This is a genomic window from Aeromonas sp. 95A (assembly GCF_051919235.1).
Taxonomy (GTDB): domain Bacteria; phylum Pseudomonadota; class Gammaproteobacteria; order Enterobacterales; family Aeromonadaceae; genus Aeromonas; species Aeromonas veronii.
In genome coordinates this window covers 1,615,837-1,638,706 of sequence record NZ_JBQBFC010000001.1, presented here as the reverse complement: position 1 = coordinate 1,638,706, position 22,870 = coordinate 1,615,837, and the positions used below count along the sequence as shown (strand labels likewise).

Sequence of the window (22,870 nt, the reverse complement as noted above, 5' to 3'; positions counted from 1 at the left end):
ATACTGCGACTCATTAGAGAGGATAAGGAGAACCCGATGAGCAATAAGATGAAGAATGTAGCGGGGCTTGCTCTGTTGCTGCTGAGCATTCCGGCCAGTGCCGATGCCATGCGTTGCAAGAATGCCCTGATCAGCGAGGGTGACAGTACCGCCGAGATGCTGCTCAAGTGCGGCGAGCCGATGTTGCGGGAAGATATTACCCGTAACGAGGAGAATCTGCACGGCACTGTGGTTGAGGTCAAATATGGCGAACGCTGGACCTACAACTTCGGCAAGAACGAGTTCATGCGCTTCGTGACGGTACGCAATGGAAAGGTGACTGACATCGAAAACGGCCCGCGCGGCCAGTAGCCGGCGGGCAAAGCATGGATGCACAACAGACAGTAGGGCAAGACCCTTTGACTCACATGTCCGGCAAGGGGTCGCGGTGACCAAGTTGTCTGACAGCCAGATTGATCTGGCGAGCCAGTCTTAGCCGCTGGCGGCAGGTCAGGCCATGGAGGCTGATCCTGCCCGCGTTGAATTCAAATGTCCCCAGCGACTCGATGGCAAAATAGCCTCGATGAAAGCTCTTGATGTAGCGAGCGATCTGCCGTGGGGATAACTGCTTGAATACCTTCATCACACGGTTCCCTGATTGCCTGGACAGGGCACACTATGGTGTCGGTCGATGACACTGATATGACGGTTTATAAAGATTTGCATGAATCCTTATTTTGCCAGTGAGCTCGGCAAATTGACGTCATCATCGAAAAAGTTGTGCCATGGCAAACCACTGCACCGATATACTGCGGGCTTGAATGGAACAAACGAAAGGGCCTGTGCGTGGAATGGGTTGATGTGGTGGACGGGAACAACCGGGTGATTGGTGTGGCCGAGCGAGCCGAGGTGCGGCGGGAGAATCTCTGCCATCGTGCCAGCTATATTCTGGTGCTCGACGACGCGGATCGGATCCTGGTGCAGCGACGCACCCTCAGCAAGGATTTCTGCCCCGGTATGCTGGATGCCTGCGCCGGTGGCGTGGTCACCACCGGTGAGGAGATGGAGCGCTCCGCTCGCCGCGAGTTGGCCGAAGAGCTGGGGATTATGGATGTTCCTCTGCAGGGCTTTGGCTGCTTTTATGCGGAAGGGGAGGGCTATCGGGTCTGGGGTGGCCTCTTCAGTTGCCGCTATCAGGGGCCGCTGCAGTTGCAGGCCGAAGAGGTGAGCTCGGTGCACTGGATGAGCCTGGCCGAGATCGCCGAGCGCGCCAGTGAATTTACCCCCGACTCCCTGCTCGCCATCGCCACCTGGCAGGCGAGACGCTGACCAACTTCATATATCCTCTTCTCCAGAGACAAGACGGGCAGCCTGATGGCTGCCCGTTTGCATGTGTGCATTTACTTGGTCTGCTACACCAGCTTGAGGCGTCGGTTGGTGCGCCCGCAAGCGCTCGGTTTGGCGAGCCAGTGACCTTGCCAGTCGGTGGCCAGACGCAGCAGCGGATACTCCAGATCGAGCCGGGTCACCACCAGCTGGCCGGTCTCGTCGCCACTCACGGGATTGCCGCTGGCGGGATCGATGATTTCGACGATGCAGCTCTCGTTGACGATAAAGCCCTGACCGGGCTGACTCTCGTAGGCCACCACCCCCACATCCTGCCATACCAGACAGTTGAGGGCCGCAATGCCGTGAATGGCGCGCAGCGGCGCGGTTTCGGGATGGGTGGCTTCGCACAATAGGGCGCGGCGCAGCGAGTCGCTCGGGATCTCCGCCGCCTCGGCCGCTTCCAGCAGGTCGAGCAGGGTCACCAGCGGGCCGACATAGCCGGTGGGTTGATAGCGCAGTAGTGCCTCCAGCTGGCGCTGGGTATCGTGGGGCCCGCAAGGCACCACGGGAGCCCCCAGCTGGCGGGCGCCGTTATCGAAAATAAAGGCGGTGGGGCCAGCGTGATAGTCGTGGCCGTTGAGCATCACTTCCCCCGCCTTGAAACCGGCGGCAAACAGCGCCCGGGCGGCGCCCCACCAGTCTGCCCCGGCATATTCGGGGATGGCCAGCTGGCCCGGACAGGAGAATACCCGCAGCGCCTGACTGGCCGGACGGCCGGTGAGACCGGCAAAGGGGGGATGAGCCTGCTGGGCGGCAAAGAGCTCTTTGCTGTCGAGCAGTGGCAGGGTGGCCAGCTCTGCCAGATCCTCGAGGCGACACTGGCGATAGGCGCTGGAGTAACCGGCGCAATATTGACTGACATGGGTAAGCTGATGATTGAGCTGGTCCAGTTGCTGCTGTTCGCGCATGGCGGGGGGACGAATTTCCAGACCATCGTAATAGTGTTGCATGGGGCCTCCTGGCGCCGTGAAACCAGCTCAAGAGTAGTCTGCCCAAGGGGAAAATGCCTGCCGCTATCCATGGTCAGGCTCAGAGCCGCTGTTAGGAGGCATCGTCACTCTGGGATAAACTGGCGACTTCCCATCACGACTCAGGACGAGAAATCATGATTGCTGTAGGACAACCCCTGCCTGCGGGCGAATTTACCTTTATCACCGCCGAGGGTAAGCAGCTGCGGGATAGCCAGACGCTGTTCGCCGGTAAAAAAGTAGTGCTGTTTGCGGTACCCGGCGCCTTTACTCCCACCTGCTCCAATGCCCATCTGCCCGGCTATGTGGTGCTGGCCGATCAGTTTATGGCCAAAGGGGTGGATGCCATCTGTTGTCTGTCGGTCAACGACGCTTTCGTGATGCGGGCCTGGCAGACGGCCCAGAATGCCGAGGCGATCACCATGCTGGCGGATGGCGATGGCAGCTGGACCCGGGCGCTGGGCCTGGCCAAGGATACCGGCGCCTTTGGCGGCATCCGCGCCCAGCGCTTTGCGTTGATCGCCAACGATGGTGTGGTCGAGCAGCTGTTTTTGGAGGAGCCGGGCAAGTTTGAGGTCTCCGATGCCGCGAGCCTGCTGGCTACACTGTGAAATGTTAATCACGGTTTGATTTCCCCTTGAAATGGGAGGTGGCACAGCTACACTGGCGCCACTTTCCCATGGTGCCTGCCCGTCTGGGCTGGCGCTTCGTTGCAGATAACAAGAGATGAAGATCCTATGACCCTGGCTTTTGTTGCCCTGATTGCCGGACTGGCGCTGCTGGTCTGGAGTGCAGACAAGTTTGTCGACGGTGCCGCCGCCACTGCCCGTTATGCGGGGATGCCGCCGCTGCTGATCGGCATGGTGATCATCGGTTTTGGTACCTCGGCCCCGGAGATGGTGGTCTCGGCGCTGGCGGCGTCCCAGGGCAATCCCGGATTGGCGCTCGGTAATGCTTATGGCTCCAACATCACCAATATCGCGCTGATCCTGGGTCTGACGGCACTGATCAGTCCTATCGCGGTGGCCTCTCAGGTAGTACGCAAGGAGATCCCCATTCTGCTCGGTATTACCCTGCTCTCCGGCGCCCTGCTGATTGATGGTCATCTGGGCCGGATGGATGCGGTCATTCTGGGGGCCGTCTTCGTTGCCCTGATGGGCTGGTCTATCTGGGCTGGCATGAATGGCAAGGGAGATGCGCTGGATACCGAGACCGCCGAGGATATCGAGAGCGAGGGGATGTCCCTCAAGAGTGCCATCTTCTGGCTGGTGGTCGGGCTGGTGCTGCTGATCGGTGCTTCCCGTCTGCTGGTCTGGGGGGCGGTGACCATCGCTCAGGCGCTAGGTATCAGCGATCTGGTGATTGGTCTCACCATAGTCGCGGTAGGGACCTCTTTGCCGGAGCTGGCCTCGTCGCTGATCGCCATTCGCAAGAACGAGCATGATCTGGCCCTTGGCAACGTGCTCGGCTCCAACCTGTTCAACACCCTGGCGGTGGTGGGGATTGCGGCGGGCATCCACCCGCTCGATGTGGCGCCGGAGGTGCTCACCCGTGACTGGAGCATCATGATGGGGCTGACCCTGCTGCTGCTGGTGATGTGTCTGGGCCGCAAGGGGCAGGGCCGCATCAACCGGTTGGAGGGGGGCGTGCTGCTCACCTGCTTCGTCGCCTACACCGGCTGGCTGCTGACCAGTCAGTTTATCTGATAGGGGTTGGTGAAATGAGAGAGGGGGAAGCGCAAGCTTCCCCCTCTTGTTTTTGCCCAGTGAATCTGTTGGCGAGCGGTGTGCTCAGGCTACTGCCACCAGCTTCTGCCCCTTCTGGCTGCTGTCCAGAATGAGGATGCTGGCCTTGGGGAAGAAGTTGAAGGTGGAGGCGGAGGCCCAGGTGTAGGCCCCCATCACCTTGCCAACCACCAACTCGCCGATAGCCAGATCCGGCAGCATGATGCCATCGCGGATCACATCCACGCTGTCGCAGGTGGGGCCGGAGAGCACCGAGTTGTGCTGCTCGCCACTGGCATAAGGCGTGCTCACCGGATAGGTGACGTGGTCATAGAGCTGGCCGTTGTAGCTGCCGTAGAGGCCGTCATCCAGGTAGTACCAGATCTTGTCGCCACGGTGGGCCTTGCCCATCACGCTGGATACCGAAGTCATGGCCGGTGCGCTGATAAAGCGGCCCGGTTCGGCAATCTTCTGCACGGTAGCGGGCAACTTGGCCAGCGCTTCGCGGATCGGCGCGCAGAAACCGTCGATATCGAACTCGCCCCCTTCATAATCCACCGGGAAACCGCCGCCGATATCCAGCACCCAAGGCTTGAGCCCGAGCGCCCAGGCCTGCTCCATGATCTCGCGGCAGGCGTCGATGGCCTGCACATGGCGACGGGCATGGGGCACTTGCGAGCCGACGTGAAACGACAGCCCCATCACCTTGAGCCCCTTGGCGTGGGCCAGTTGCAGCAGCGGCAGCGCCTGCTCCGGGGTGCAGCCAAACTTCTTGGAGAGATCGACCTTGGTCTCGGGGTTGGGGAAGCTGACCCGCAGCAGCAGTTTCACTTCGTCCTTGTAGGGAATGAACTTTTCCAGCTCCAGCGGGTTGTCGTAGACAAACACAGTGCAGCCGAACTCCAGCGCGTAACGGATATCGCTGTCGCGCTTGATGGGATGGGTATGAATGCAACGTCCCGGGCGAACCCCCTGACTGCGCACCAGATCCACTTCGCCATTGGTGGCCAGATCGAAACAGGCCCCCTCTTCCTTCAAGACAGAGACCACCGCCTCATGGGGCAGGGGTTTGAGTGCATAGTGCAATCGTACATCGGGCAGGGCGGCGGCCAGGGCCCGATACTGTTTGCGGACGGCTGCCTTGTCGAGCAGCAGCAGGGGGGAGCCGAATTGTTCAACCAGCTGACGGTAATCTTGTGCGACCACATCTTTTGCAACCAGGGTCTCGTTCATTCTCTTTTGGTCATCCTTAGGGGGCGTGATATGCCCAAGCCATATGCGATTGAACCGGCGACGGCCGGGTCAGGCGAGCGGTCCGGTGGGACCAACCGAACACAGTGCATAAATTGATGACAAAGTGCTTGGTTATGCAGCGGATTATCGGCTTATTGATTCTGTGTGCAAGCATTTTGATTGGATATGTCGGCAAGATTTTCTTGGCGAAACGAGAGGGATCACTGTTCTCTATCCGCCATTTTTCCCGTTTGGGCCACATTTGATCCGTGAGAGCCTAACTTGTTGATAGTTAACTAACATTTAACATTCTTGCTGCGATTCTGATGGTCACTAAAAAAATATAAATGGGGGCGGCCAAGTGCGAGACAGCTCACATTTTTTGGATTAACATGCCGACTTCCTAATCCAAACTAGTTCGGATGAAGGTAGCAGGAGAGCGATGGGCAACCATCCACCGAAGAAGTGAATCTTTCAGGTACCGGGCAACCGGTGTGGACTGCTACTGGACGATACTCTGGAGAGACCCGTTAAATCGGGCGCCGAAGGAGCAAGGCACCATGACTACCCGCAAGGGCAGGCTGGCGCCGGAAACTCTCAGGCAAAAGGACAGAGGGGATGGGATGGTTGTACCTGGGCTTGGCCCGCATCCGATCGCCTCTGGCCGATCGCGACACCTATGGGAAGATCATCCTTCTCCTCCTTAATTTCTGTTTCTTAAGGAGGATGCATGTCATCAATTCAATCGGCGTTAACCGCCATCGATAGCTTTATCTGGGGGCCGCCCCTGCTGATCCTGCTGGTCGGGACCGGTATCTATCTCACCCTGCGTCTGGGTCTGCTTCAGGTGGTGCGCTTGCCGCTCGCTTTGCGGCTGGTCTTTGGCCGCGATCAGGGGCAGGGCAAGCAGGGGGATGTCTCCAGCTTCGGCGCCCTCTGTACCGCTCTCTCTGCCACCATCGGTACTGGCAACATCGTCGGGGTGGCTACCGCCATCAAGCTCGGCGGCCCCGGTGCCCTGTTCTGGATGTGGATGGCGGCGCTGTTCGGCATGGCCACCAAGTACGCCGAGTGTCTGCTGGCGGTCAAATATCGCGAGCAGGATGCCAACGGCCAGATGGCTGGCGGCCCCATGTACTATCTGGAGAAGGGGCTCGGTTCCAAGCCGCTGGCCAAGCTGTTTGCCTTGTTTGGCATCGGCGTAGCTTTCTTCGGTATCGGTACCTTCCCGCAGGTCAATGCCATCTCCGACGCCATGAGCCTCTCCTTCTCGGTGCCCCGTGAAGCGACCGCCGTGGTGCTGACCCTGATCGTGGCGCTGGTGACCCTGGGGGGGATCAAATCCATCTCCAGCGTGTCGAGCAAGGTGGTGCCCTTCATGGCCATCTTCTACATCGTCGCCTGTCTGGGTGTGCTGGTGAACAACGCCAGCGCCCTGCCCGATGCCGTCATGCTGGTGGTCGAGAGTGCCTTCACCGGCCATGCGGCGACCGGCGGCTTCGTCGGCGCCAGCATCATGCTGGCAATCCAGTCCGGGGTGGCGCGCGGGGTCTTCTCCAACGAGTCGGGACTGGGCTCTGCGCCCATCGCGGCGGCGGCGGCCAAGACCGATTCCTGCGTGGAGCAGGGGCTGGTCTCCATGACAGGTACCTTCATCGACACCATCATCATCTGCACCATGACCGGCCTGACCCTGGTGGTGACCGGCGTGTGGAGCGGTGATGCAAGCGGCGCGGCCATGACCAGTCTGGCCTTTGCCCAGGGGCTCGATGCCCATGTTGGTCAGTATCTGGTGAGCATTGGCCTGCTGTTCTTCGCCTTTACCACCATCCTTGGCTGGAACTACTACGGCGAGCGCTGCACCGAGTACCTGTTCGGGGTAAAGGCGATCAAGCCCTATCGTCTGGTCTATCTGGCGCTGGTAGCGAGCGGTGCTTTCCTCCATCTGGACATGATTTGGCTGCTTGCCGATATCGTTAACGGCCTGATGGCGGTGCCCAACCTCATCGGCCTGATTGGTCTGCGCCATGTGGTGATCGCCGAGACCCGCGCCTACTTTAGCCGGGATCTGGATAGCGAAGCCGAGCCGGAGCCGCAGACGGCCTGAACGCCTCGGCCCGTTTCACGTTCCCATTGAAAAGAACAAGCCACGACTCCGGTCGTGGCTTTTTTGTGCGCTATGTCTATGGACGGGGACTTTCCCTCTCCCTTCGGGATAAGGTCAGGATGAGGGGGATAGCCCCTCGCTCAGCAGGCTATCCAGACGTGCTCGCACTTTCTCTACCAGTGCCTGATCGCTACCGCGCCAATCGATGCAGCTTGCCAGCGTGGTGGAGGTTCCCGCCATAAAACGCAGCTCGCCGCCCGCCAGCTCGTAGAAGCGGCTCGCCATTCTGGTTCCCTCATCCACATCACCCGCCACCAGCAGCATGGCTTGTGCCAGCACGGCGCCCTGGTGATCCTGCCCCGGCGCCAGCCAGCGCTGGGCAGTGCCGGTGATCTTGCGTCCCCCGATCACCAGATTGTACTGACCATCGCAAAAGGATCCGGGCACGAAGTCATAGCTTCCCTCAAGGCCGTACTCCGCCAGCAGGGTCAGCAGTGGCGCCCCCAGCAGCCGGTAGTAGTGGGCGAGGTCTGTGGTGGTGCGGGGCAGCAGCAGGGATAGGTTGAGGATCCCCGCCCCGTGGGGCACGGCGGTGCCGCCGCTGTCGCGCACATGTACCGGCCAGCCTTCAGCTGCAAGTTGCTGGCAGGCGGCTTCGTAATGGGGGAGGCGGGTATCCTTGCGGGTGACAATCAGACATTGGGGCGCCTGCCAGAGGTGAGCGCGGGGCTGGCCGTCATGGGCACAGTCGCGCAGCCAGCGCTGCTCTTGCGCCAGTATCTGTGCGGGTAAAGCGGTATCGGGAAGGGGGGAGAGCAGGCGATAGGGCATGGCGGCATCCTCAAAAAAGGCTGCCCAGCACACTACCCGTGGCGACTGGCAAGGTAAAGCCCCGCAGTGCGGGGCTGTTTGCTATCGGTAGGCTGTGTCTCAGGAGTGGCGCGCTTCGCGCTTGGGTAGCAGCAGGTTGAGCACGATGGCGGTAATGCCACCGGTGGCGACGCCGTAGGAGAGCACGCTCTTGGCCAGCTCCGGCAGGTGTTGCAGCACTTCCGGCACCTGCGCGACTCCCAGCCCCATGGCCAGCGACACCGCCAGGATCATCAGGGCGCGTCTGTCCAGCTCCTCGCGGGCAATGATGCGCACCCCGGCGGCGGCGATGGTGCCAAACATGACGATGGTCGCTCCGCCCAGCACGGGCTCGGGGATCTGTTGCACCAGACTCGCGACCGCCGGGAACAGGCCGAGCAGGGCCAGCATGGCGGCGATAAAGAGCCCGACATGGCGGCTGGCGACGCCGGTCAGCTGAATGACGCCGTTATTCTGGGCGAAGGTGGACATGGGGAAGGTGGAGAAAACTGCCGCCAGCATGGAGTTGGCACCATCGGCCAGCACGCCGCCTTTGATCCGCTCCATATAGACAGGCCCTTCCAGTGGCTCGCCGGAGATATCCGAGGTGGCGGTCATGTCGCCGATCGCTTCGAGCGCCGTCACCACGAAGATGATGGCGAGCGGCACGAACAGCTGCCAGTCAAAGCCGAGACCGTAGTGGAGCGGAATGGGCACCATCACCAGCGGGCCGTCGAAGGTGGGGGCGCTCACTTTGCCCAACAGCAGGGCCACGGCATAGCCCGCCAGCATGGCGATCATGATGGCGGAGAGACGCAGCCAGGGATTGCGACTGCGCTGCAGCAACACGATAAGGCCGAGCACCAGCAGGGAGAGGAAGAGGTTGGTGTGACTGGCGAAGCTGCCATCAGAGAGGGCTGCATAGCCGCCGCCCATGCTGATCAGGCCCACTTTGATCAGGGTCAGACCGATCAGCAGCACCACTATGCCGGTGACCAGCGGGGTGATGATCCGTTTCACCAGATGGAGGAAGCGGCTCATCACCACGATAGTGAGTGCGGCAACCAGCATGGTGCCGAACAATGTGCCCAACAGATCCTCGGTGGGCATGGCGGCCTGTTTGAGGGCGAGACCGGAGGCGATGATGGGGCCGAGGAAGTTGAAGCTGGTACCTTGCACCGAGAGTAGGCCGGAACCGATGGGGCCGAAGCGGCGGGTTTGAATGAAGGAGGCGATGCCGGACATGACCAGCGACATGGAGACGATATAACGGGTGTCGGCGGCAGGGAGGCCGAGGGCATTGGCGATAATCAGGGGTGGGGTAATGATGGCGACAAACATGGCGAGCATATGCTGCAGGGCGGCGAACAGCGTCTGGGGCAGAGGCGGGACATCCTCTATGCCATAGACCAGTTCGCTATGGGCTCGCCTGGGTGGATGTGCCTCTCGATTGGCGCGTGTGACAGCAGCCTGTTCCATAAGTACCTCGAATTGTGTGGGGAGGGGGAGAAAATTGGGCGCTATTGTAGTGATTGAAATGAGGCTGACCAGCGCTAATTATGCAAAAAAAGGTTTATTTTTTGATGGGTTGAAACGTTTGCGCGCTGCGATTATCATCTGTCGGTTTGTGTGACCGACCTCTCCTTTTTATTCTCCCCGCTAATGACAATTTTACCACTTTGTAGGTGTAGAATGAGCCCTCAGTATTCATCGTGGAGACTCTGGATGCTCAAGTTGTCAGAGTTCTGGAGTGCGAGGGTTCACTCCGAAGACTTTACTCGTACTCGCATGGGCTTTATGACGGTGCGTTTGCGCCTGCTGACCTGCTTGCTGATGCTCGGATTGCCCGCCTGGGCCGTGGTGGATTGGCTGACCTTGCCCGCCGTTCATTTCGAGCAGCTATTCCAGGCCAGGATCTTCTGCACCCTGGCGCTCTCGCCACTTATTCCGCTCTCGTACCTCATCCACTTCAAGCGGGAGCGGATGAAGCTGGCCCTTGGCTACCTGATGGCCGTGATGATGCTCTTCTCCCTCTTCTGCCTGAACAGCTTTGGCGCGGGACAGGAGTTACAGGCGGGCTATGCGGCCTTTCCCTATCTGCTGATCACCCTGTTTGCCATCTTCCCCATCCCCCTCTCCCTCGGCTTGCAACTGGCAGGCGTGGTACTGGTGACCATGCTGCTGGGCCACTGGCTGCTGGTGGGCCAGAGTATCTGGAGTCAGGCCACCCTGAATCAGGTGTGGGTGCTCGGCATGTTTACCATGGCCAGTTGCTGGGTGCAGTGCGGCCAGCTCAACATGCTGCTGCGGCTATATCGGGAATCGACCACCGATGAGCTGACCGGCATGATGAACCGCCGCTTGCTGATGAAGCAGCTGGAGCAGGCCAGAATCCGGCTGCAACTCAAGAAGAAGCCCTTTGCGGTGATGCTGCTGGATCTCGATCGCTTCAAGCGGATCAACGATATCTACGGCCATCTGGCGGGGGATGCGGTGCTCAAGGAGGTGGCTACCACCCTGGGGGAGCAGCTGGAGCCTGACATGGTGCTGGGGCGTTATGGCGGCGAAGAGTTTGCCATCCTGATGCACAACTGCGCCGATCCGGCACTGGCGAGCAAAATGGCCGAGCGGCTGCGCATTGCCGTCGAGGCGCGGCTGGTGAAGAGCCCCACCTCGGACGAATTGCTGGAGGTGACGGTGAGTATCGGGATTGCCATGGCTCGTGCCGATGACACCATCGATATTCTGATCAACCGTGCCGACGAGTGTCTCTATCAGGCCAAGATGGCGGGACGCAACTGCGTGGTGGTCGAGGGGCAGAACCGCGCAAAAACAGATGCCGCCTGAGGGCGGCATCCTGTTGGCAATGAGCTGGTGCGATCAGGCCAGCTTGTACTTGCCGGAGAGCTGCTGGGCCAGCAGCTTGAACATGTTGAAGACCGCCATGGTCTTGCCGGTCGGGGTGCCATCTTCGGCTAGGAAATACTCCCCCTTGAACACCAGAATATCCCCCTTCTGCTCCACCGAATCGGCGCGCATACCGTGGATGAAGTCTTCATGCTCTTTGATGATCTTGTTGGCCATCTCAAGCAGGGCCGTCTCGGTGATCAGCTCTTTCTGTGGTTGCATGCTCGTCTCCTTAAACGACTACTGGACAGGGAAACCGTGGATCCCTGCCTCTGATTGAAGAGGCGCCCAGCATACTGCAAACAGGGTTTTTCTGTCATTGATATGACCCCGATTTGTGGCTGTTTATCCGATCACCAGATTCTTCAACCAGCAGCGCTGGCGAATACGGCGCTGCACCAGCAGCACCTTGCTAAGCTCCTCAAGCAAGACCACCGCCACCACCCAAGAGAGGGGCCAGCCGAGCAAAGTGACCGCCACCCAGGCGAGCGGGATGCCGATGCACCACATCCCGACAATATCGATGAAGATGCTGTAGTTCACATCGCCGCCAGAGCGCAGCACCCCGATGATCCCTACCATGTTGAACACCTTGAGCAGCATCCCGAGACACATGATGCCGAGCACCTGACCCGCTTCCGTCATCAGCTCGGGGGGCAGGTTGCCGACCCACTGCAGCAGGTTGGCTTGCAGCAGCCAGACGATGATCCCCACCAGCAGAGCGCCAATCGGTGCCAGCAGCAGGAACAGCTGGGAGTGCTGCCAGGCAATCTCGTACTCCTCGGCCCCGAGCCGGTGGCCGAGCAGGGTGGAGCAGGCCACCGCCAGTCCGAAGAAGAGGGAGATAAGGATGCTCTCCAGGGTGCCGAGGGTGGTCATGATGGCCAGCGAATCGGTGCCAAGATGGGCGTAGAGAAAGCCGTAAATCAGCATGCCAAAGGCCCAGAGGCCGTCATGGAACAGCAGCGGCAGGGCGATCAGGGTAAAGCGCACCACCTCCTTGCGCTTGAAGGCGGCCAGCCAGTCTGGTGCGCGCGGGATCAGGCGCGCTTCATAACGCCTTACGTAGAGCAGCAGCAGGGCTGTCTGCAGCAGCCGGGAAATGGTGGTGCCCCAGGCCGAACCGGCGACCCCCATCGCCTCGAAGCCGAAGTGACCGAAGATGAGGGCGTAGTTGAGGATGACGTTGGCGATGATGGCGATAATGCCGATGCGGGTCGGCGCGGCGGCATTGCCGACCGAGCGCAGGGCTGATTCCAGCGGCACCACGATGGCGGTACAGAGGATGGTGGCGCCGGTGATCATCAGGAATTGATCTGCCAGTGCCCGCAGCGCCGGATCCTGACTGGCAAAACCCAGCACGCTGCCCGGTGATAACACATAGATGAAGGCAAAGGGCAGGGTGACCAGCAAGGCGCCCACTATTGCCAGCGCCAGGGAGCGGCGTACCCCGGCCATCTCCCCGCGCCCGAAGTATTGTGCTGCCAATACCGAGACCCCGCCCGCGAGGCCCGCTATCACCAGCAGATTGAAGAAGAAGACCCGGTTACCCAAGCCGACCGCCGCCACAGCCGTGGTGCCAAGCTGGCTCACCATCATGATATCGATGAGGCCGAGCAGGGAGAACATCATGGATTGCAGCGAGACAGGCAGGGCCAGCCGCCACAATCGGGTCATGAACTCGCGATCGGTGGTTTGTTTTAAAATCGCTTGCCAATAATTCATAGTTGTTAACCGGGTATGAGAAAAGCAAGGTTTGTCAGGGGTATGATAGGGGCTGACGAGGCTCTTCTCACTGTGAGTAGCTCTCGGTTTTCTTGTGTAAAACTATCCTGTTGAGGTGTTATGCCATTTGCCAGCGAGTGTCTGGAGATAGCGCCAGCCTGTGAAGAGCAGATGCTGGGACGTGAAGGGCTGCCCCTGCTCGGCGAGGTAGGGATCTTTCTGACCGGCCTCTCCCGGGTGCGGGATCACTACCTCATCCGTCGCAATCGCCCCGAGTTTCACATCCTGATGGTGAGTCACGATGAGGGTGGCGCGCTGCTCACCGACGAGGGGGAGCAAGCCATTCCAGCCGGGTCGCTGATTTTCCTGCCTGCCGCCGTGCCCGGTGGTCTCAAACTGATTGGCGAAAGCTGGCAGATCAGCTGGATTTTGCTCGATGACGTGCCGCGCTGGCAGCACCTGCATCGCCTTGGTCACCGTATCTGGCAAGGGGATGGCGGCGATCAGCTCTACCATCTGCTCAGCCTGATGCAGGGGGAAGGGGTTCGCTCCCCGCTGCAACCCCAACTGCTCAACCTGTTGCTGGCGCTGCTGGAGCGCACCCTGCAAGGGGAGGTGCGCGGTACCCCTGAACTCAGGTTGCAGGCACTGTTTCGACGGGTGGAGGCGCGCCTGGACGAACCCTGGAGTGTCGCCCTGCTGGCCCGACAGATGGCCTGCTCCGTTCCCCATCTGCATCGTCTCTGTCAGCAAGCGTTCGGTATGGGGCCGATGGCGAGGGTGACCGAGCTCAGAATGAACAAGGCGCGCCAGCTGCTGCTCTATACCAACTGGCCACTTGGCGAGCTGGCGGCCCGGGTCGGTTACAGCGATGGGGCCAACTTTGCCAACCGCTTTCGTCGTCTGACTGGTCAGACCCCCGGCGCCTTTCGTCGACTGGGTCGCAAACCTTTTGCAACGGATGTGCAAACTCTTTGAAATTAATGAGACAAGCCCATAGGATCGGCGGGTCCCTGCGTCTAGCTAACCGTTTAGGTACCAAGATCCATGTTTGAAGATAATAACCAGAAACGTCCTCTCTACATTCCCTACGCCGGTCCCGCCCTGCTGGAGACCCCTTTGCTCAACAAGGGCAGCGCCTTCACCAGCGAAGAGCGCAGCAACTTCAACCTCGAAGGTCTGTTGCCCCAAAATATCGAGACCATCGAAGAGCAGGCCGAGCGCGCCTATCGCCAGTTCATGGCGTTTGGCAACGACATGGACAAGCACATCTATCTGCGCAACATCCAGGATACCAACGAGACGCTCTTCTACCGTCTGCTGCACAACCACCTGACCGAGATGCTGCCCATCATCTACACCCCGACGGTGGGCAAGGCGTGCGAGGAGTTCTCCAACATCTATCGCCGCGCCCGTGGCCTGTTTATCTCCTATCCGGACAAGGACAGGATCGATGACATGCTGCAAAACGCCACCAAGCAGAACGTCAAAGTGATCGTGGTGACCGATGGCGAGCGGATCCTGGGTCTGGGTGATCAGGGGATCGGCGGCATGGGCATTCCCATCGGCAAGCTCTCCCTCTACACCGCCTGTGGCGGCATTTCGCCCGCCTACTGCCTGCCGGTGGTGCTGGATGTCGGCACCAACAACCAGCAACTGCTGAATGACCCCTTCTATATGGGGTGGCGCAATCCGCGTATCTCGGGAGATGAGTACGCCGAGTTTGTCGATGCTTTCATTCAGGCGGTCAAGCGCCGCTGGCCCGATATCCTGCTGCAGTTCGAGGACTTCGCCCAGAACAACGCCATGCCGCTGCTCAACCGCTACAAGAACGAGCTCTGCTGCTTCAACGACGATATTCAGGGCACTGCAGCGGTGACCCTGGGCAGCCTGATCGCCGCCTGCAAGGCTTCCGGCGCCAAGCTCTCCGAGAAGCGGGTTGCCTTCCTCGGTGCGGGCAGCGCCGGTTGCGGTATCGCCGAGCAGATCGTGGCACAGATGAAGGCCGAAGGGCTGACCGATGCCCAGGCCCGCAGCCGTGTCTTTATGGTGGACCGCTTTGGTCTTATCACCGGCAAGATCCCCAACCAGCTCGACTTCCAGCGCCGTCTCTCCCAACCGGTGGAGCGCATCGCCGACTGGCCGGTGGGTGACAACATCTCCCTGCTGGAGGTGATGGAGCATGGTCGCCCGGATATCCTGATCGGGGTCTCCGGTCAGCCGGGGCTGTTTACCGAAGAGGTGGTCAAGACCATGCACAAGCACTGTGCCCGTCCCATCATCTTCCCGCTCTCCAACCCCACCTCCCGGGTCGAGGCGACGCCGGCAGACCTTATCCGCTGGACCGACGGTCAGGCGCTGGTGGCCACTGGCAGTCCGTTTGCACCGGTGGAGTACAAGGGAAAACGCTACGTCATCGCTCAGTGCAACAACTCCTTCATCTTCCCGGGGATCGGCCTTGGCGTCATCGCCTCCGGCGCCACCCGGGTGACCGACGCCATGTTGATGTCGGCCAGTCGCGCGCTGGCGGAGTGTTCGCCGCTGGTGAAAGGGGAGGAGGGCTCCCTGCTGCCAGATCTGGCGGATATCCATCAGGTCTCCCGCTACATCGCCAAGATGGTGGCCAAGACAGCCATGCTGCAGGGCAAGGCGGTGCAGACCCCGGACGAGGTGATCGATCAGGCCATCGACGCCAACTTCTGGCATCCGGAATATCGCCGCTACCGCCGCACCTCGTTCTGATTTCTGCGAAAAGACGCAAAGCAAAAGGGATGCCTCGGCATCCCTTTTTACTGCACGTCTGACATGGTTATCGCCTCAAGATGAACTACTCGCTGCCGCCCTGTACGCCGGTGACGCGCACCTCTACCCGGCGATCCGGCCCAAGGCAGTCGATGAGCGCCGCCTTCGCCTTGATGGCATCACACTGGTTGCCGGTGACCGGATTACTCGCGCCATTGCCCTGGATGCTCACCTTGTCGGCAGGCAATCCCTTGCTGATCAGAAAGTCGGCAACGGTTTGGGCTCGAGCTTCTGACAACCTATGATTGTTGGCATCCGAGCCGATACGGTCGGTATACCCTATCACGACCGCACTGCCATCCTTGGGCTGCACGTCGACGATCTGCTGGTAGAGATCGTCCAGCGCACTCATCCCCTCCTGTTTGAGGTCCGCTTTGCCAAAGGCGAACAACACATCGGAACTGAGGTTGAAGGTCTGATCCACCACCTCCGGTTCGGCCGGTGGCGGGGGAACCACGACCGGGGCGGGCGTGGGGGCCGCTTCTTTAGGTTGGCTGCGGTTCGGGTGGATCACCAGCTCCAGCGTGGCGGTGCTGATGTCGCTGACCCAGCGCTGGGTACCGCTGTTGGCTTTGCCGTTATCCGGATCATCGCCAACGCGCACTATGTAACGGTAGCGTGCCTGCAGATCGACCCAGTCATGGAGCCGGGCCGTCACTCCCAGACCCGCCAGCGGCGCCAGGTTGTCGTCCCCGCCATTGACCGACTCGACGTGATAGATATAGCCACCGCCCTCGGCAAAGAGCGAGAACATCTCGCTGAGCGGCAGGCGGCCAATGACTGACAGCGTGGCTCCCTTGCTGTTGAAGTCATGGCCGCTGATATCCCAGTCACCGGTGGAGAGATAGCCAATCTCGGCCCCCAGATTTTCCGTGAAGTTGTAGCCGCCAAACAGGGAGAGTGCAGTCGCATCCTTGCCGACATCCTGACTGAAATCATTCAGATTGTGGGCAATGGCCCAGCCAACGCCAACCCCGGCATACCAGTCGTGAACCGGTTCCGCTTGTGCGCCTGTGCTCGCCAATGCCAGTGCAATCCACACAGGTTTTACTCTTATGTTCATCGCGTATCCTCGTCGATGTTTGGTATAGTGGGGTTGCCTGCTGGTCAAACCCCACACTTATGTATAGGTGACGGGCTGTTTTTAACCACCAAAGAGGTATGGGGGGCGACACGCCGTGAACTAGGGCGCGACACGGGAAGAGGAAGAGCAAAAGAGGGTTACAAGGTGGGCGAATAAGCGGCAAGAAAAAGGAGGCCAAGTGGCCTAATGCCAGTCAGTTAAGCCTGACTGGCATTGTTTTCATTGGCTTTTGCACCGCATACTTTTGTGGTCTTGCCTTCACACTGCGGGGATAATTCCGCTCCCTTCGCTCCGGTAATACAAACTGCCCCGCCTGCTTATCCAGCTCCGCCACCCGCTTCGGGATACTCCCCGGTGACAGGTACGGCATGCAGCTCAGTTCATGGATAAGATAGACCGACGCCATGTGAAAACTCAGCTGGCTCGCAGTGTATCCCTTCAGACTCGCCGCCATCTTTACCATCTGGCTGCGCAGCAGGTTATACGCCAGCAGCACGCCCCACAGCTCTTGCCGTATCCCCGCCGCCTTCTTGCTGCGCAGGGTTAGCCGGTGTTGTTGCAGGCTGTGCTTCATCTCCCGATAGCCCAACTCGATTTCCCAGCGGTGGCTGTAGAGCTCGACGATGTCGGCGCCCGGGAAACGCATCGGGTCGACCATTGAGGTCAGCACCTGCCGCTCTTTGCCGTTGATAGTGCGAGTCAGCAAGCGGGCTTCCACTGTATCCGGCAGGTGCGGCCACTTCTTCCTCGTCTGTGGACTGGTTTTGAGACGCACTAGCACATCCTGACGCCCCAGCTTGCGCACCACCTCGTATTGCGTGCCCTTTTTGAGCGGCAGCAGCCAGTGCCGCTCGCTGCCAGTGGTCTGCCAGGCGTGGAGCAAGCCGAGGGAGTAAAACCCCTTGTCGAACAGGGTCAGCGAGTGGTCCGGCGTGCGCGCGACCAGCCGCTCGGCCAGCACCATCTCGTTGACGGCGCAGCTCTCCATGACTGCCTGCACAAGTAGGTGACTGGTCAGCTCCATCTGGCAAAGCATGCGCACCTGCGGATAGGTGGTCTCGCCATGCTGGGTGCCGGGTTTGGCAAACTCGGCGGCATTGTCCGGGGTATCGGGTGTGCGCCACATCACGCCATCAACGGCGAGCAGTTGCAGCCCGGCCCAACCCGGATGATTGGCCTGCTGGTGCCAGCCTGCGGCGGTGTCGTGAAACAGCCGCTCAATGCTCTTGTGGCCAAGCTTTTGGCGAGCTTGCAAAAAGGCGCTGGGGGCGACAAAGGGGCGGTCGCCGGGCAAGAGGATATCAAGCTGATTGACCAGCTGGGTCATGGGGATATGGCGGAAGATGGCCATGCCGATGATAGCCCAGACCAGACGCTCCATGGGCATACGACGGCGACGCAGGGTCACGACATCCTCTTCGGCAAGCGCGTCGTGATGAGCTCGGGAGCAATGAGGTCTGAGAGTGACTCAAACTGAGCTGCATTGCTGGCGTGGAGGAAGTCGAGAGCCTGGGCGATACGCATAAAAAAATCCGAAACCAATCAACAGGTTTCGGATTTTCACACATCAGAAGGATCGGTCAATGGATCCTTAACTGATCGGCATTAGGCCAGGTGGCCTCCTTGTTATGTCGGATGTGTCCTGGTATTGGTTGCCAGATAGTGAGCGTGTCAGCATCGGGGTCAAGTCCCCGCCGTTTTCTTCATTTAGCGTACAAAACATCACCCTGTTGAATGGGGTTTCAATAAACCGGTCAGAAAAACGATTGGCGTTCGTCACAATAATGCGTAAAATCGCATACTCGATGCTTGTAGCAACGAATCCCGCCTAAAAAGCCAGTTTCATGCCCTTCCCAAGCAGTAAAAGGTAACAAGTGACGCATTCGTGTTCATTTCGTGCCTTGAAAAAGTCTTGTGATAACTGAAAAGTGATAAATATCCCCATCAGTTATCAAAAAATTAAGGACATCCATGTTTTCCTTAGTCAAGCAAAGTGTCGCCGGGCTGCAAATCCTGTTTGTCGCCTTCGGCGCCATGGTTCTGGTGCCCCTGCTCACCGGACTGAACCCCTCCATGGCCCTGCTTGGCGCCGGTGTGGGCACCCTGTTGTTCCAGCTCTGTACCCGCCGCCAGGTCCCGATTTTCCTCGGTTCCAGCTTTGCCTTCATCGCCCCCATCATCTACGCCACCCAGACCTGGGGATTGCCATCCACCATGTTTGGCCTGTTTGCCGCCGGTTTCATGTATTTCATTCTGGCTGCGCTGATCCGGGCAAAAGGGATGGGTTTTGTGCACAAATTGCTGCCCCCGGTGGTGATTGGCCCGGTGATCATGGTCATCGGTCTTTCTGTAGCGCAGGTTGCCTGCAACATGGCGATGGGCCGTGCCGGTAGTGAGCAGGTGGTACCTGCGGGGACTGCGCTGACGCTGGCCGGTATCTCGCTGGCGGTCACCCTGATTGCAGCTGTGTTCTGCAAGGGGTGGATCAAGCTGATCCCCATCCTGTGCGGCGTGATTGCCGGTTATGTCTCGGCGGTGTTCATGGGCCAGGTGAGTTTCGATGGCATGGTGAACGCCCCCTGGTTGGCGCTGCCCCACTTCGAAACCCCGGAGATCAACTGGGCTGCTGCGTTGTTCATGTTGCCGGTAGCCATCGCCCCCTGTATCGAGCATATAGGTGGTGTGTTGGCGATCGGTGGCGTGACTGGCAAGGATTACACCAAGGAGCCGGGTTTGCACCGTACGCTGGCCGGTGACGGTATCGGCGTCTGCTTCGCCGGTTTCATCGGGGGCCCACCCGTGACCACCTACGCCGAAGTGACCGGTGCCGTGATGATCACTCGCAACTTCAATCCGGTCACCATGACCTGGGCTGCGGTGTTTGCCATCATTCTGGCCTTCTTCGGCAAGTTCAATGCGCTGCTCACCTCCATCCCGATGCCGGTGATGGGCGGTATCATGTTGCTGCTGTTCGGATCCATCGCTGCCATCGGTCTCAAGACGCTGGTGGAATCCAAGGTGGATCTGGGACTGTCACGCAATATCGCCATCGTCGCCGTGACTCTGACCGTCGGTGTCGGTGCGCTGGAGATGAAGATTGGCGACTTCGCGCTGGCCGGCGTTGGCCTGGCCTCTGTTGCCGCCATCCTGCTCAACCTGATCCTACCTGCGCACTCCGAAGAAGGTGTGATGGACGCGGCCAAGGACTGAGTTCCACCAGACGTTCATTGTTGATTTGGAGAAGGCCACCTCGCGGTGGCCTTCTCATTTTCGGGTATCTCGCGCCACTTTTTGGCTCGACGGAGCTCATCTGGAATCTAATTTGGAAGCAGATGAGGGGGTTAGCATTCTCATTTGACGTATCTCTTTTCGTGACCTTAGCTAAAGGACAGGTTTGGCTCTGAGGTCTCCTCGAGCAGTATGGGAAAATGGATGTTGGCGTTTTCTATCATTTCTCTCCCAGACCCCTGTCATAAAACGATGCGCTTTTTCTTTGCCACGGCGCTGTTGTATGGCAGAGGCTTATCCGCCCCACTCCGCACTCCCCTTATGCTGCCCTGGCATGTATCCACCTCGATTTGTTGTGAGCCTCCCTCGCCGGTTGCGTTTCGTTGCGCACAGGCAAAATCCGGATCTGTTTGCTGCTGCACATGGGTGGGCGGCGAGCCGTGAAAGCCGGCATGACCCCAGCGGGTCAGACGTGCACCGCCATCGATAATGGCGGATGTTCAGGGATGAATGGCAAGCAAAGCGAGGTTGCAATGAACTATCAACTGCTGTGGAAAAGTGCAATTTTTTCAGTCTCTTCCATGATGGCGATAAGCGCTGTTCAGGCTGCGCCACTAAACGTGATGACCGAGGATTACCCGCCATTCAACATGCAGGGAGAGGGGGGCAAGATTGTCGGGCTGTCGACCGAGGTGGTCGAAGAGCTGTTCAAGCGTGCTGGAGTCGAATACAAGCTGACCCTGATGCCCTGGAAACGGGCGTACGAAGATACCCTCGGTACTCCCAATACCGCCCTCTACTCCACGACCCGCACTCCTGAGCGGGAAGCACTGTTCAAGTGGGTAGGGCCGCTGGTCAATAACAACTGGGTGTTTTTCTCCAGCTCGACCGCCAATATCACGGTCAAGTCGCTGGAAGATGCCAAGCAGTATTCGGTGGGTGGCTATAACGGTGATGCGGCCGCCGAGTATCTCAAAGCCCAGGGATTTGCCAAGTTGCAGCTGGCGGCCAACGACACCGCCAACGTGAAGAAACTGGAGGCCGGCCGCATCGATCTTTGGGCAACCGGCCAGTATCTGGCGCCTTATCTGGCCAGCAAGGAGAAAGTAGCTTCACCCAAGCCGGTCTTCGTGTTCAAGGAAACCCAGATGAGCTTGGCGTTTAACAAGGATACGCCCGATGAGCTCATCACCAAGCTTAACGAGATACTCGCTGCCATGAAGGCGGATGGCACCATCGACAAGATCAATGCCAAGTACCAGTAACAGTACCAATAGCAAGTGCCGCTCAATGGCACTGCGCCGGCTGCCGTAAAACCGGGAGGAAACCATGGATTGGAAAAGTCTGACGTTCAGGATTGCCGTGTTGACCTCCCTGTCGGTGAGTCTGCTACTGGTGTTGTTTGGCGCTTACAACTACAACGCGGTCAGGGCGGAGAGCTACAGCAAACAGAGTGCGCTGGTCGAACAGGCCATCGGCCGGCTGCAGCTTTCCCTGCCCGGCCCGCTGTGGAATTATGAATCGGCCTTCATCGAGGCATCGCTCAAGTCCGAGCTGGCGGCCGATATCCTGAGTGCTTTGCTGGTGGTCAACAAGGACAAGCTGGTGGCCGGGTTTGCCCGTGACTCGGCGGGGAGCATTGCCCCTGTGACAGCCATGCCTGCCGATACCGCTGCCTATGGGGGATATGACCTGGTCTATGACGACAGCGGCCAGAAAAACACCGTGGCCCGATTGCTGGTGCAAACCAGTGATGCTGCCATTCAGGCCCAACTGCGCCAGCAGTTGATCACTACCGTCTGGCAGATCCTTGTGCTCGATCTCTGCATCATCGCCCTGTTGATGGTGCTGATTCATCGCAATGTGCTCAGGCCGCTTCACCAGATGAATCAGGCGGTGTTCGATCTGGCCAAAGGAGAGGGGGATCTGACCCGGCGTCTGAAGATCAGCCGCCAGGATGAGATGGGCGCGCTGGCCACCAACATCAACCACTTTATTGCCAAGTTGCAGGAGATGGTGGCGGAGATCAACGAGCTCTCTGCCGGTGTGTTGCAAACCGCCGAACTCTGTGACTCCCTCTCGGCAGATACCCGGGTAGGCAGTGACGCCCAGCAATCCGAGCTGGATCAAGTCGCCACCGCCATCACCGAAATGAGTCAGGCTGTGCAGGAAGTGGCTGGTAACGCGGTGAAAACCTCTGGCGCTACCGATGAGGCCAACCTCTATGTGGAGCAGGGTTACAATCTGGCGGGCCATGCCAATGAGGCCATCCATCAACTGGTGGGGGAGGTGGAGCGAGTCGCCACCCTGATGCGCACCCTTTCGACCGAAAGCAGCAGCATTGGCACCATCATCGAGGTGATCAACGGCATTGCCGAGCAGACCAATTTGCTTGCCCTCAATGCGGCCATCGAGGCGGCGCGGGCGGGTGATCAGGGGCGCGGTTTTGCGGTGGTGGCGGATGAGGTGCGCACCTTGTCGGGCCGTACTCGCCAGTCGACGGAGGAGATCAGCGCCAGTATCAAGCGGTTGCAGCAAGCGACCCAGAATGTCGGGGCCGGCATGCAACAGAGTCAGGAGAAGGCATCCCGCGCCGGCATCGAGGCGGCAGATGTGCAGATATCGGTGGAGAAGATTAAAAATCAGGTCAGCCTGATCCGCGAGATGAACATGTATATCGCCCAGGCATCGGAAGAACAACACTCGGTGGCGGAGGCGGTCAGCCACAGCGTCAACCGGATTGCGACGCTCAACAGCGAGAGTGCAGCCAGAGTGGCACAGGTTGCCGAAGCCAGCAGCGATCTGCGGCAGTTGTCGGCCCAACTCGACACCCTGCTCAAGCAGTTTCGGGTCTAGTCAGTTAACTTCGCCCCGT

19 protein-coding genes, 1 pseudogene and 1 riboswitch are annotated in these 22,870 nt (G+C 59.5%); of the genes and pseudogenes, 11 read left to right on the top strand and 9 right to left on the bottom strand.

Annotated features, from left to right (window positions below; translation table 11 throughout):
- Positions 1-36: 36 nt before the first annotated feature.
- Entirely contained in the window at positions 37-351 is a 315-nt protein-coding gene (locus tag ACTG2U_RS07195; RefSeq protein ID WP_139741800.1) for a DUF2845 domain-containing protein, read from the top strand.
- A gap of 52 nt (positions 352-403) precedes the next feature.
- Here the strand turns inward: ACTG2U_RS07195 and ACTG2U_RS07190 are convergent, their stop codons facing one another.
- Positions 404-622, bottom strand: a complete 219-nt coding sequence (locus ACTG2U_RS07190) for a DUF1107 family protein (protein WP_005338403.1) — start codon at positions 620-622, stop codon at positions 404-406.
- A gap of 203 nt (positions 623-825) precedes the next feature.
- On the opposite strand from ACTG2U_RS07190, the gene yfcD reads away from it, so the two are divergent.
- Positions 826-1,308 (top strand): NUDIX hydrolase YfcD, encoded by a 483-nt coding sequence (yfcD, locus tag ACTG2U_RS07185; protein ID WP_439974284.1) that lies wholly within the window; start codon positions 826-828, stop codon positions 1,306-1,308.
- An 83-nt stretch (positions 1,309-1,391) separates the two neighbouring features.
- Here the strand turns inward: yfcD and ACTG2U_RS07180 are convergent, their stop codons facing one another.
- Entirely contained in the window at positions 1,392-2,318 is a 927-nt protein-coding gene (locus ACTG2U_RS07180) for a phenylacetate--CoA ligase family protein (protein ID WP_058056707.1), read from the bottom strand.
- 155 nt (positions 2,319-2,473) lie between these two features.
- On the opposite strand from ACTG2U_RS07180, the gene ACTG2U_RS07175 reads away from it, so the two are divergent.
- Together ACTG2U_RS07175 and ACTG2U_RS07170 are read left to right on the top strand one after the other, a co-directional pair.
- Positions 2,474-2,947: a peroxiredoxin gene (locus ACTG2U_RS07175; RefSeq protein WP_199415296.1), complete on the top strand. Its 474-nt coding sequence runs from the start codon at positions 2,474-2,476 to the stop codon at positions 2,945-2,947.
- Positions 2,948-3,073: 126 nt separating this feature from the next.
- A complete protein-coding gene (locus tag ACTG2U_RS07170; protein WP_005343920.1) occupies positions 3,074-4,042 on the top strand; it encodes a calcium/sodium antiporter in 969 nt (322 codons plus the stop codon).
- An 84-nt stretch (positions 4,043-4,126) separates the two neighbouring features.
- Here the strand turns inward: ACTG2U_RS07170 and ACTG2U_RS07165 are convergent, their stop codons facing one another.
- Positions 4,127-5,293: a type III PLP-dependent enzyme gene (locus ACTG2U_RS07165; protein WP_421291738.1), complete on the bottom strand. Its 1,167-nt coding sequence runs from the start codon at positions 5,291-5,293 to the stop codon at positions 4,127-4,129.
- Positions 5,294-5,800: 507 nt separating this feature from the next.
- Positions 5,801-5,916, top strand: a riboswitch (glycine riboswitch).
- Between the two features lie 107 nt (positions 5,917-6,023).
- Here ACTG2U_RS07165 and ACTG2U_RS07160 point away from each other — a divergent pair.
- Positions 6,024-7,400 carry an alanine/glycine:cation symporter family protein gene (locus ACTG2U_RS07160; protein ID WP_421322219.1) on the top strand — a complete coding sequence of 459 codons (1,377 nt, stop codon included), beginning with the start codon at positions 6,024-6,026 and terminating at the stop codon, positions 7,398-7,400.
- Positions 7,401-7,514: 114 nt separating this feature from the next.
- Here the strand turns inward: ACTG2U_RS07160 and ACTG2U_RS07155 are convergent, their stop codons facing one another.
- Both ACTG2U_RS07155 and ACTG2U_RS07150 read right to left on the bottom strand, forming a co-directional pair.
- Complete coding sequence (locus tag ACTG2U_RS07155) at positions 7,515-8,231, bottom strand: lipoyl protein ligase domain-containing protein (RefSeq protein WP_439974283.1); 717 nt, start codon at positions 8,229-8,231, stop codon at positions 7,515-7,517.
- Between the two features lie 99 nt (positions 8,232-8,330).
- Positions 8,331-9,728, bottom strand: coding sequence for a nucleobase:cation symporter-2 family protein (locus tag ACTG2U_RS07150; protein ID WP_219296078.1), 1,398 nt, complete (start codon positions 9,726-9,728; stop codon positions 8,331-8,333).
- A 246-nt stretch (positions 9,729-9,974) separates the two neighbouring features.
- Between ACTG2U_RS07150 and ACTG2U_RS07145 the strand changes: the two genes are divergently transcribed.
- Positions 9,975-11,096: a GGDEF domain-containing protein gene (locus ACTG2U_RS07145; RefSeq protein ID WP_005338383.1), complete on the top strand. Its 1,122-nt coding sequence runs from the start codon at positions 9,975-9,977 to the stop codon at positions 11,094-11,096.
- A gap of 33 nt (positions 11,097-11,129) precedes the next feature.
- Here the strand turns inward: ACTG2U_RS07145 and ACTG2U_RS07140 are convergent, their stop codons facing one another.
- Together ACTG2U_RS07140 and ACTG2U_RS07135 are read right to left on the bottom strand one after the other, a co-directional pair.
- On the bottom strand, positions 11,130-11,378 hold the full coding sequence (locus ACTG2U_RS07140; protein ID WP_005338382.1) for a YciN family protein: 249 nt from the start codon (positions 11,376-11,378) through the stop codon (positions 11,130-11,132).
- Between the two features lie 123 nt (positions 11,379-11,501).
- On the bottom strand, positions 11,502-12,881 hold the full coding sequence (locus ACTG2U_RS07135; RefSeq protein WP_075115727.1) for an MATE family efflux transporter: 1,380 nt from the start codon (positions 12,879-12,881) through the stop codon (positions 11,502-11,504).
- Positions 12,882-13,001: 120 nt separating this feature from the next.
- On the opposite strand from ACTG2U_RS07135, the gene ACTG2U_RS07130 reads away from it, so the two are divergent.
- Complete coding sequence (locus ACTG2U_RS07130) at positions 13,002-13,859, top strand: helix-turn-helix transcriptional regulator (RefSeq protein WP_439974282.1); 858 nt, start codon at positions 13,002-13,004, stop codon at positions 13,857-13,859.
- A gap of 69 nt (positions 13,860-13,928) precedes the next feature.
- Positions 13,929-15,623: an NAD-dependent malic enzyme gene (locus ACTG2U_RS07125; RefSeq protein WP_439974281.1), complete on the top strand. Its 1,695-nt coding sequence runs from the start codon at positions 13,929-13,931 to the stop codon at positions 15,621-15,623.
- A gap of 85 nt (positions 15,624-15,708) precedes the next feature.
- Here the strand turns inward: ACTG2U_RS07125 and ACTG2U_RS07120 are convergent, their stop codons facing one another.
- Together ACTG2U_RS07120 and ACTG2U_RS07115 are read right to left on the bottom strand one after the other, a co-directional pair.
- Positions 15,709-16,746: an OmpA family protein gene (locus ACTG2U_RS07120; protein ID WP_439974280.1), complete on the bottom strand. Its 1,038-nt coding sequence runs from the start codon at positions 16,744-16,746 to the stop codon at positions 15,709-15,711.
- A 218-nt stretch (positions 16,747-16,964) separates the two neighbouring features.
- Positions 16,965-18,291 (bottom strand): annotated as a pseudogene (locus ACTG2U_RS07115) (IS4 family transposase).
- 447 nt (positions 18,292-18,738) lie between these two features.
- Here ACTG2U_RS07115 and ACTG2U_RS07110 point away from each other — a divergent pair.
- The 3 genes from ACTG2U_RS07110 to ACTG2U_RS07100 all read left to right on the top strand — a co-directional run bounded on the left by ACTG2U_RS07110 (position 18,739) and on the right by ACTG2U_RS07100 (position 22,851).
- The gene (locus tag ACTG2U_RS07110) at positions 18,739-19,977 is read left to right on the top strand and encodes a uracil-xanthine permease family protein (protein WP_040065362.1); all 1,239 of its coding nucleotides are present in this window, start codon (positions 18,739-18,741) and stop codon (positions 19,975-19,977) included.
- A gap of 551 nt (positions 19,978-20,528) precedes the next feature.
- The gene (locus ACTG2U_RS07105) at positions 20,529-21,260 is read left to right on the top strand and encodes a substrate-binding periplasmic protein (protein ID WP_005334783.1); all 732 of its coding nucleotides are present in this window, start codon (positions 20,529-20,531) and stop codon (positions 21,258-21,260) included.
- A 64-nt stretch (positions 21,261-21,324) separates the two neighbouring features.
- Positions 21,325-22,851 carry a methyl-accepting chemotaxis protein gene (locus tag ACTG2U_RS07100; RefSeq protein WP_110302529.1) on the top strand — a complete coding sequence of 509 codons (1,527 nt, stop codon included), beginning with the start codon at positions 21,325-21,327 and terminating at the stop codon, positions 22,849-22,851.
- Positions 22,852-22,870 lie beyond the last annotated feature (19 nt).

Excerpts from the sequence above, each read along its gene's own strand:
- ACTG2U_RS07180 (WP_058056707.1), bottom strand. The coding sequence starts at position 2,318 with ATGCAACACTATTACGATGGTCTGGAAATTCGTCCCCCCGCCATGCGC.
- ACTG2U_RS07155 (WP_439974283.1), bottom strand. The coding sequence starts at position 8,231 with ATGCCCTATCGCCTGCTCTCCCCCCTTCCCGATACCGCTTTACCCGCA.
- ACTG2U_RS07170 (WP_005343920.1), top strand. The coding sequence starts at position 3,074 with ATGACCCTGGCTTTTGTTGCCCTGATTGCCGGACTGGCGCTGCTGGTC.
- ACTG2U_RS07175 (WP_199415296.1), top strand. The coding sequence starts at position 2,474 with ATGATTGCTGTAGGACAACCCCTGCCTGCGGGCGAATTTACCTTTATC.
- ACTG2U_RS07110 (WP_040065362.1), top strand. The coding sequence starts at position 18,739 with ATGTTTTCCTTAGTCAAGCAAAGTGTCGCCGGGCTGCAAATCCTGTTT.
- ACTG2U_RS07140 (WP_005338382.1), bottom strand. The coding sequence starts at position 11,378 with ATGCAACCACAGAAAGAGCTGATCACCGAGACGGCCCTGCTTGAGATG.
- ACTG2U_RS07160 (WP_421322219.1), top strand. The coding sequence starts at position 6,024 with ATGTCATCAATTCAATCGGCGTTAACCGCCATCGATAGCTTTATCTGG.
- ACTG2U_RS07125 (WP_439974281.1), top strand. The coding sequence starts at position 13,929 with ATGTTTGAAGATAATAACCAGAAACGTCCTCTCTACATTCCCTACGCC.
- ACTG2U_RS07190 (WP_005338403.1), bottom strand. The coding sequence starts at position 622 with ATGAAGGTATTCAAGCAGTTATCCCCACGGCAGATCGCTCGCTACATC.
- ACTG2U_RS07145 (WP_005338383.1), top strand. The coding sequence starts at position 9,975 with ATGCTCAAGTTGTCAGAGTTCTGGAGTGCGAGGGTTCACTCCGAAGAC.
- ACTG2U_RS07130 (WP_439974282.1), top strand. The coding sequence starts at position 13,002 with ATGCCATTTGCCAGCGAGTGTCTGGAGATAGCGCCAGCCTGTGAAGAG.
- ACTG2U_RS07135 (WP_075115727.1), bottom strand. The coding sequence starts at position 12,881 with ATGAATTATTGGCAAGCGATTTTAAAACAAACCACCGATCGCGAGTTC.
- ACTG2U_RS07105 (WP_005334783.1), top strand. The coding sequence starts at position 20,529 with ATGAACTATCAACTGCTGTGGAAAAGTGCAATTTTTTCAGTCTCTTCC.
- ACTG2U_RS07100 (WP_110302529.1), top strand. The coding sequence starts at position 21,325 with ATGGATTGGAAAAGTCTGACGTTCAGGATTGCCGTGTTGACCTCCCTG.
- ACTG2U_RS07150 (WP_219296078.1), bottom strand. The coding sequence starts at position 9,728 with ATGGAACAGGCTGCTGTCACACGCGCCAATCGAGAGGCACATCCACCC.
- ACTG2U_RS07195 (WP_139741800.1), top strand. The coding sequence starts at position 37 with ATGAGCAATAAGATGAAGAATGTAGCGGGGCTTGCTCTGTTGCTGCTG.
- ACTG2U_RS07120 (WP_439974280.1), bottom strand. The coding sequence starts at position 16,746 with ATGAACATAAGAGTAAAACCTGTGTGGATTGCACTGGCATTGGCGAGC.
- ACTG2U_RS07165 (WP_421291738.1), bottom strand. The coding sequence starts at position 5,293 with ATGAACGAGACCCTGGTTGCAAAAGATGTGGTCGCACAAGATTACCGT.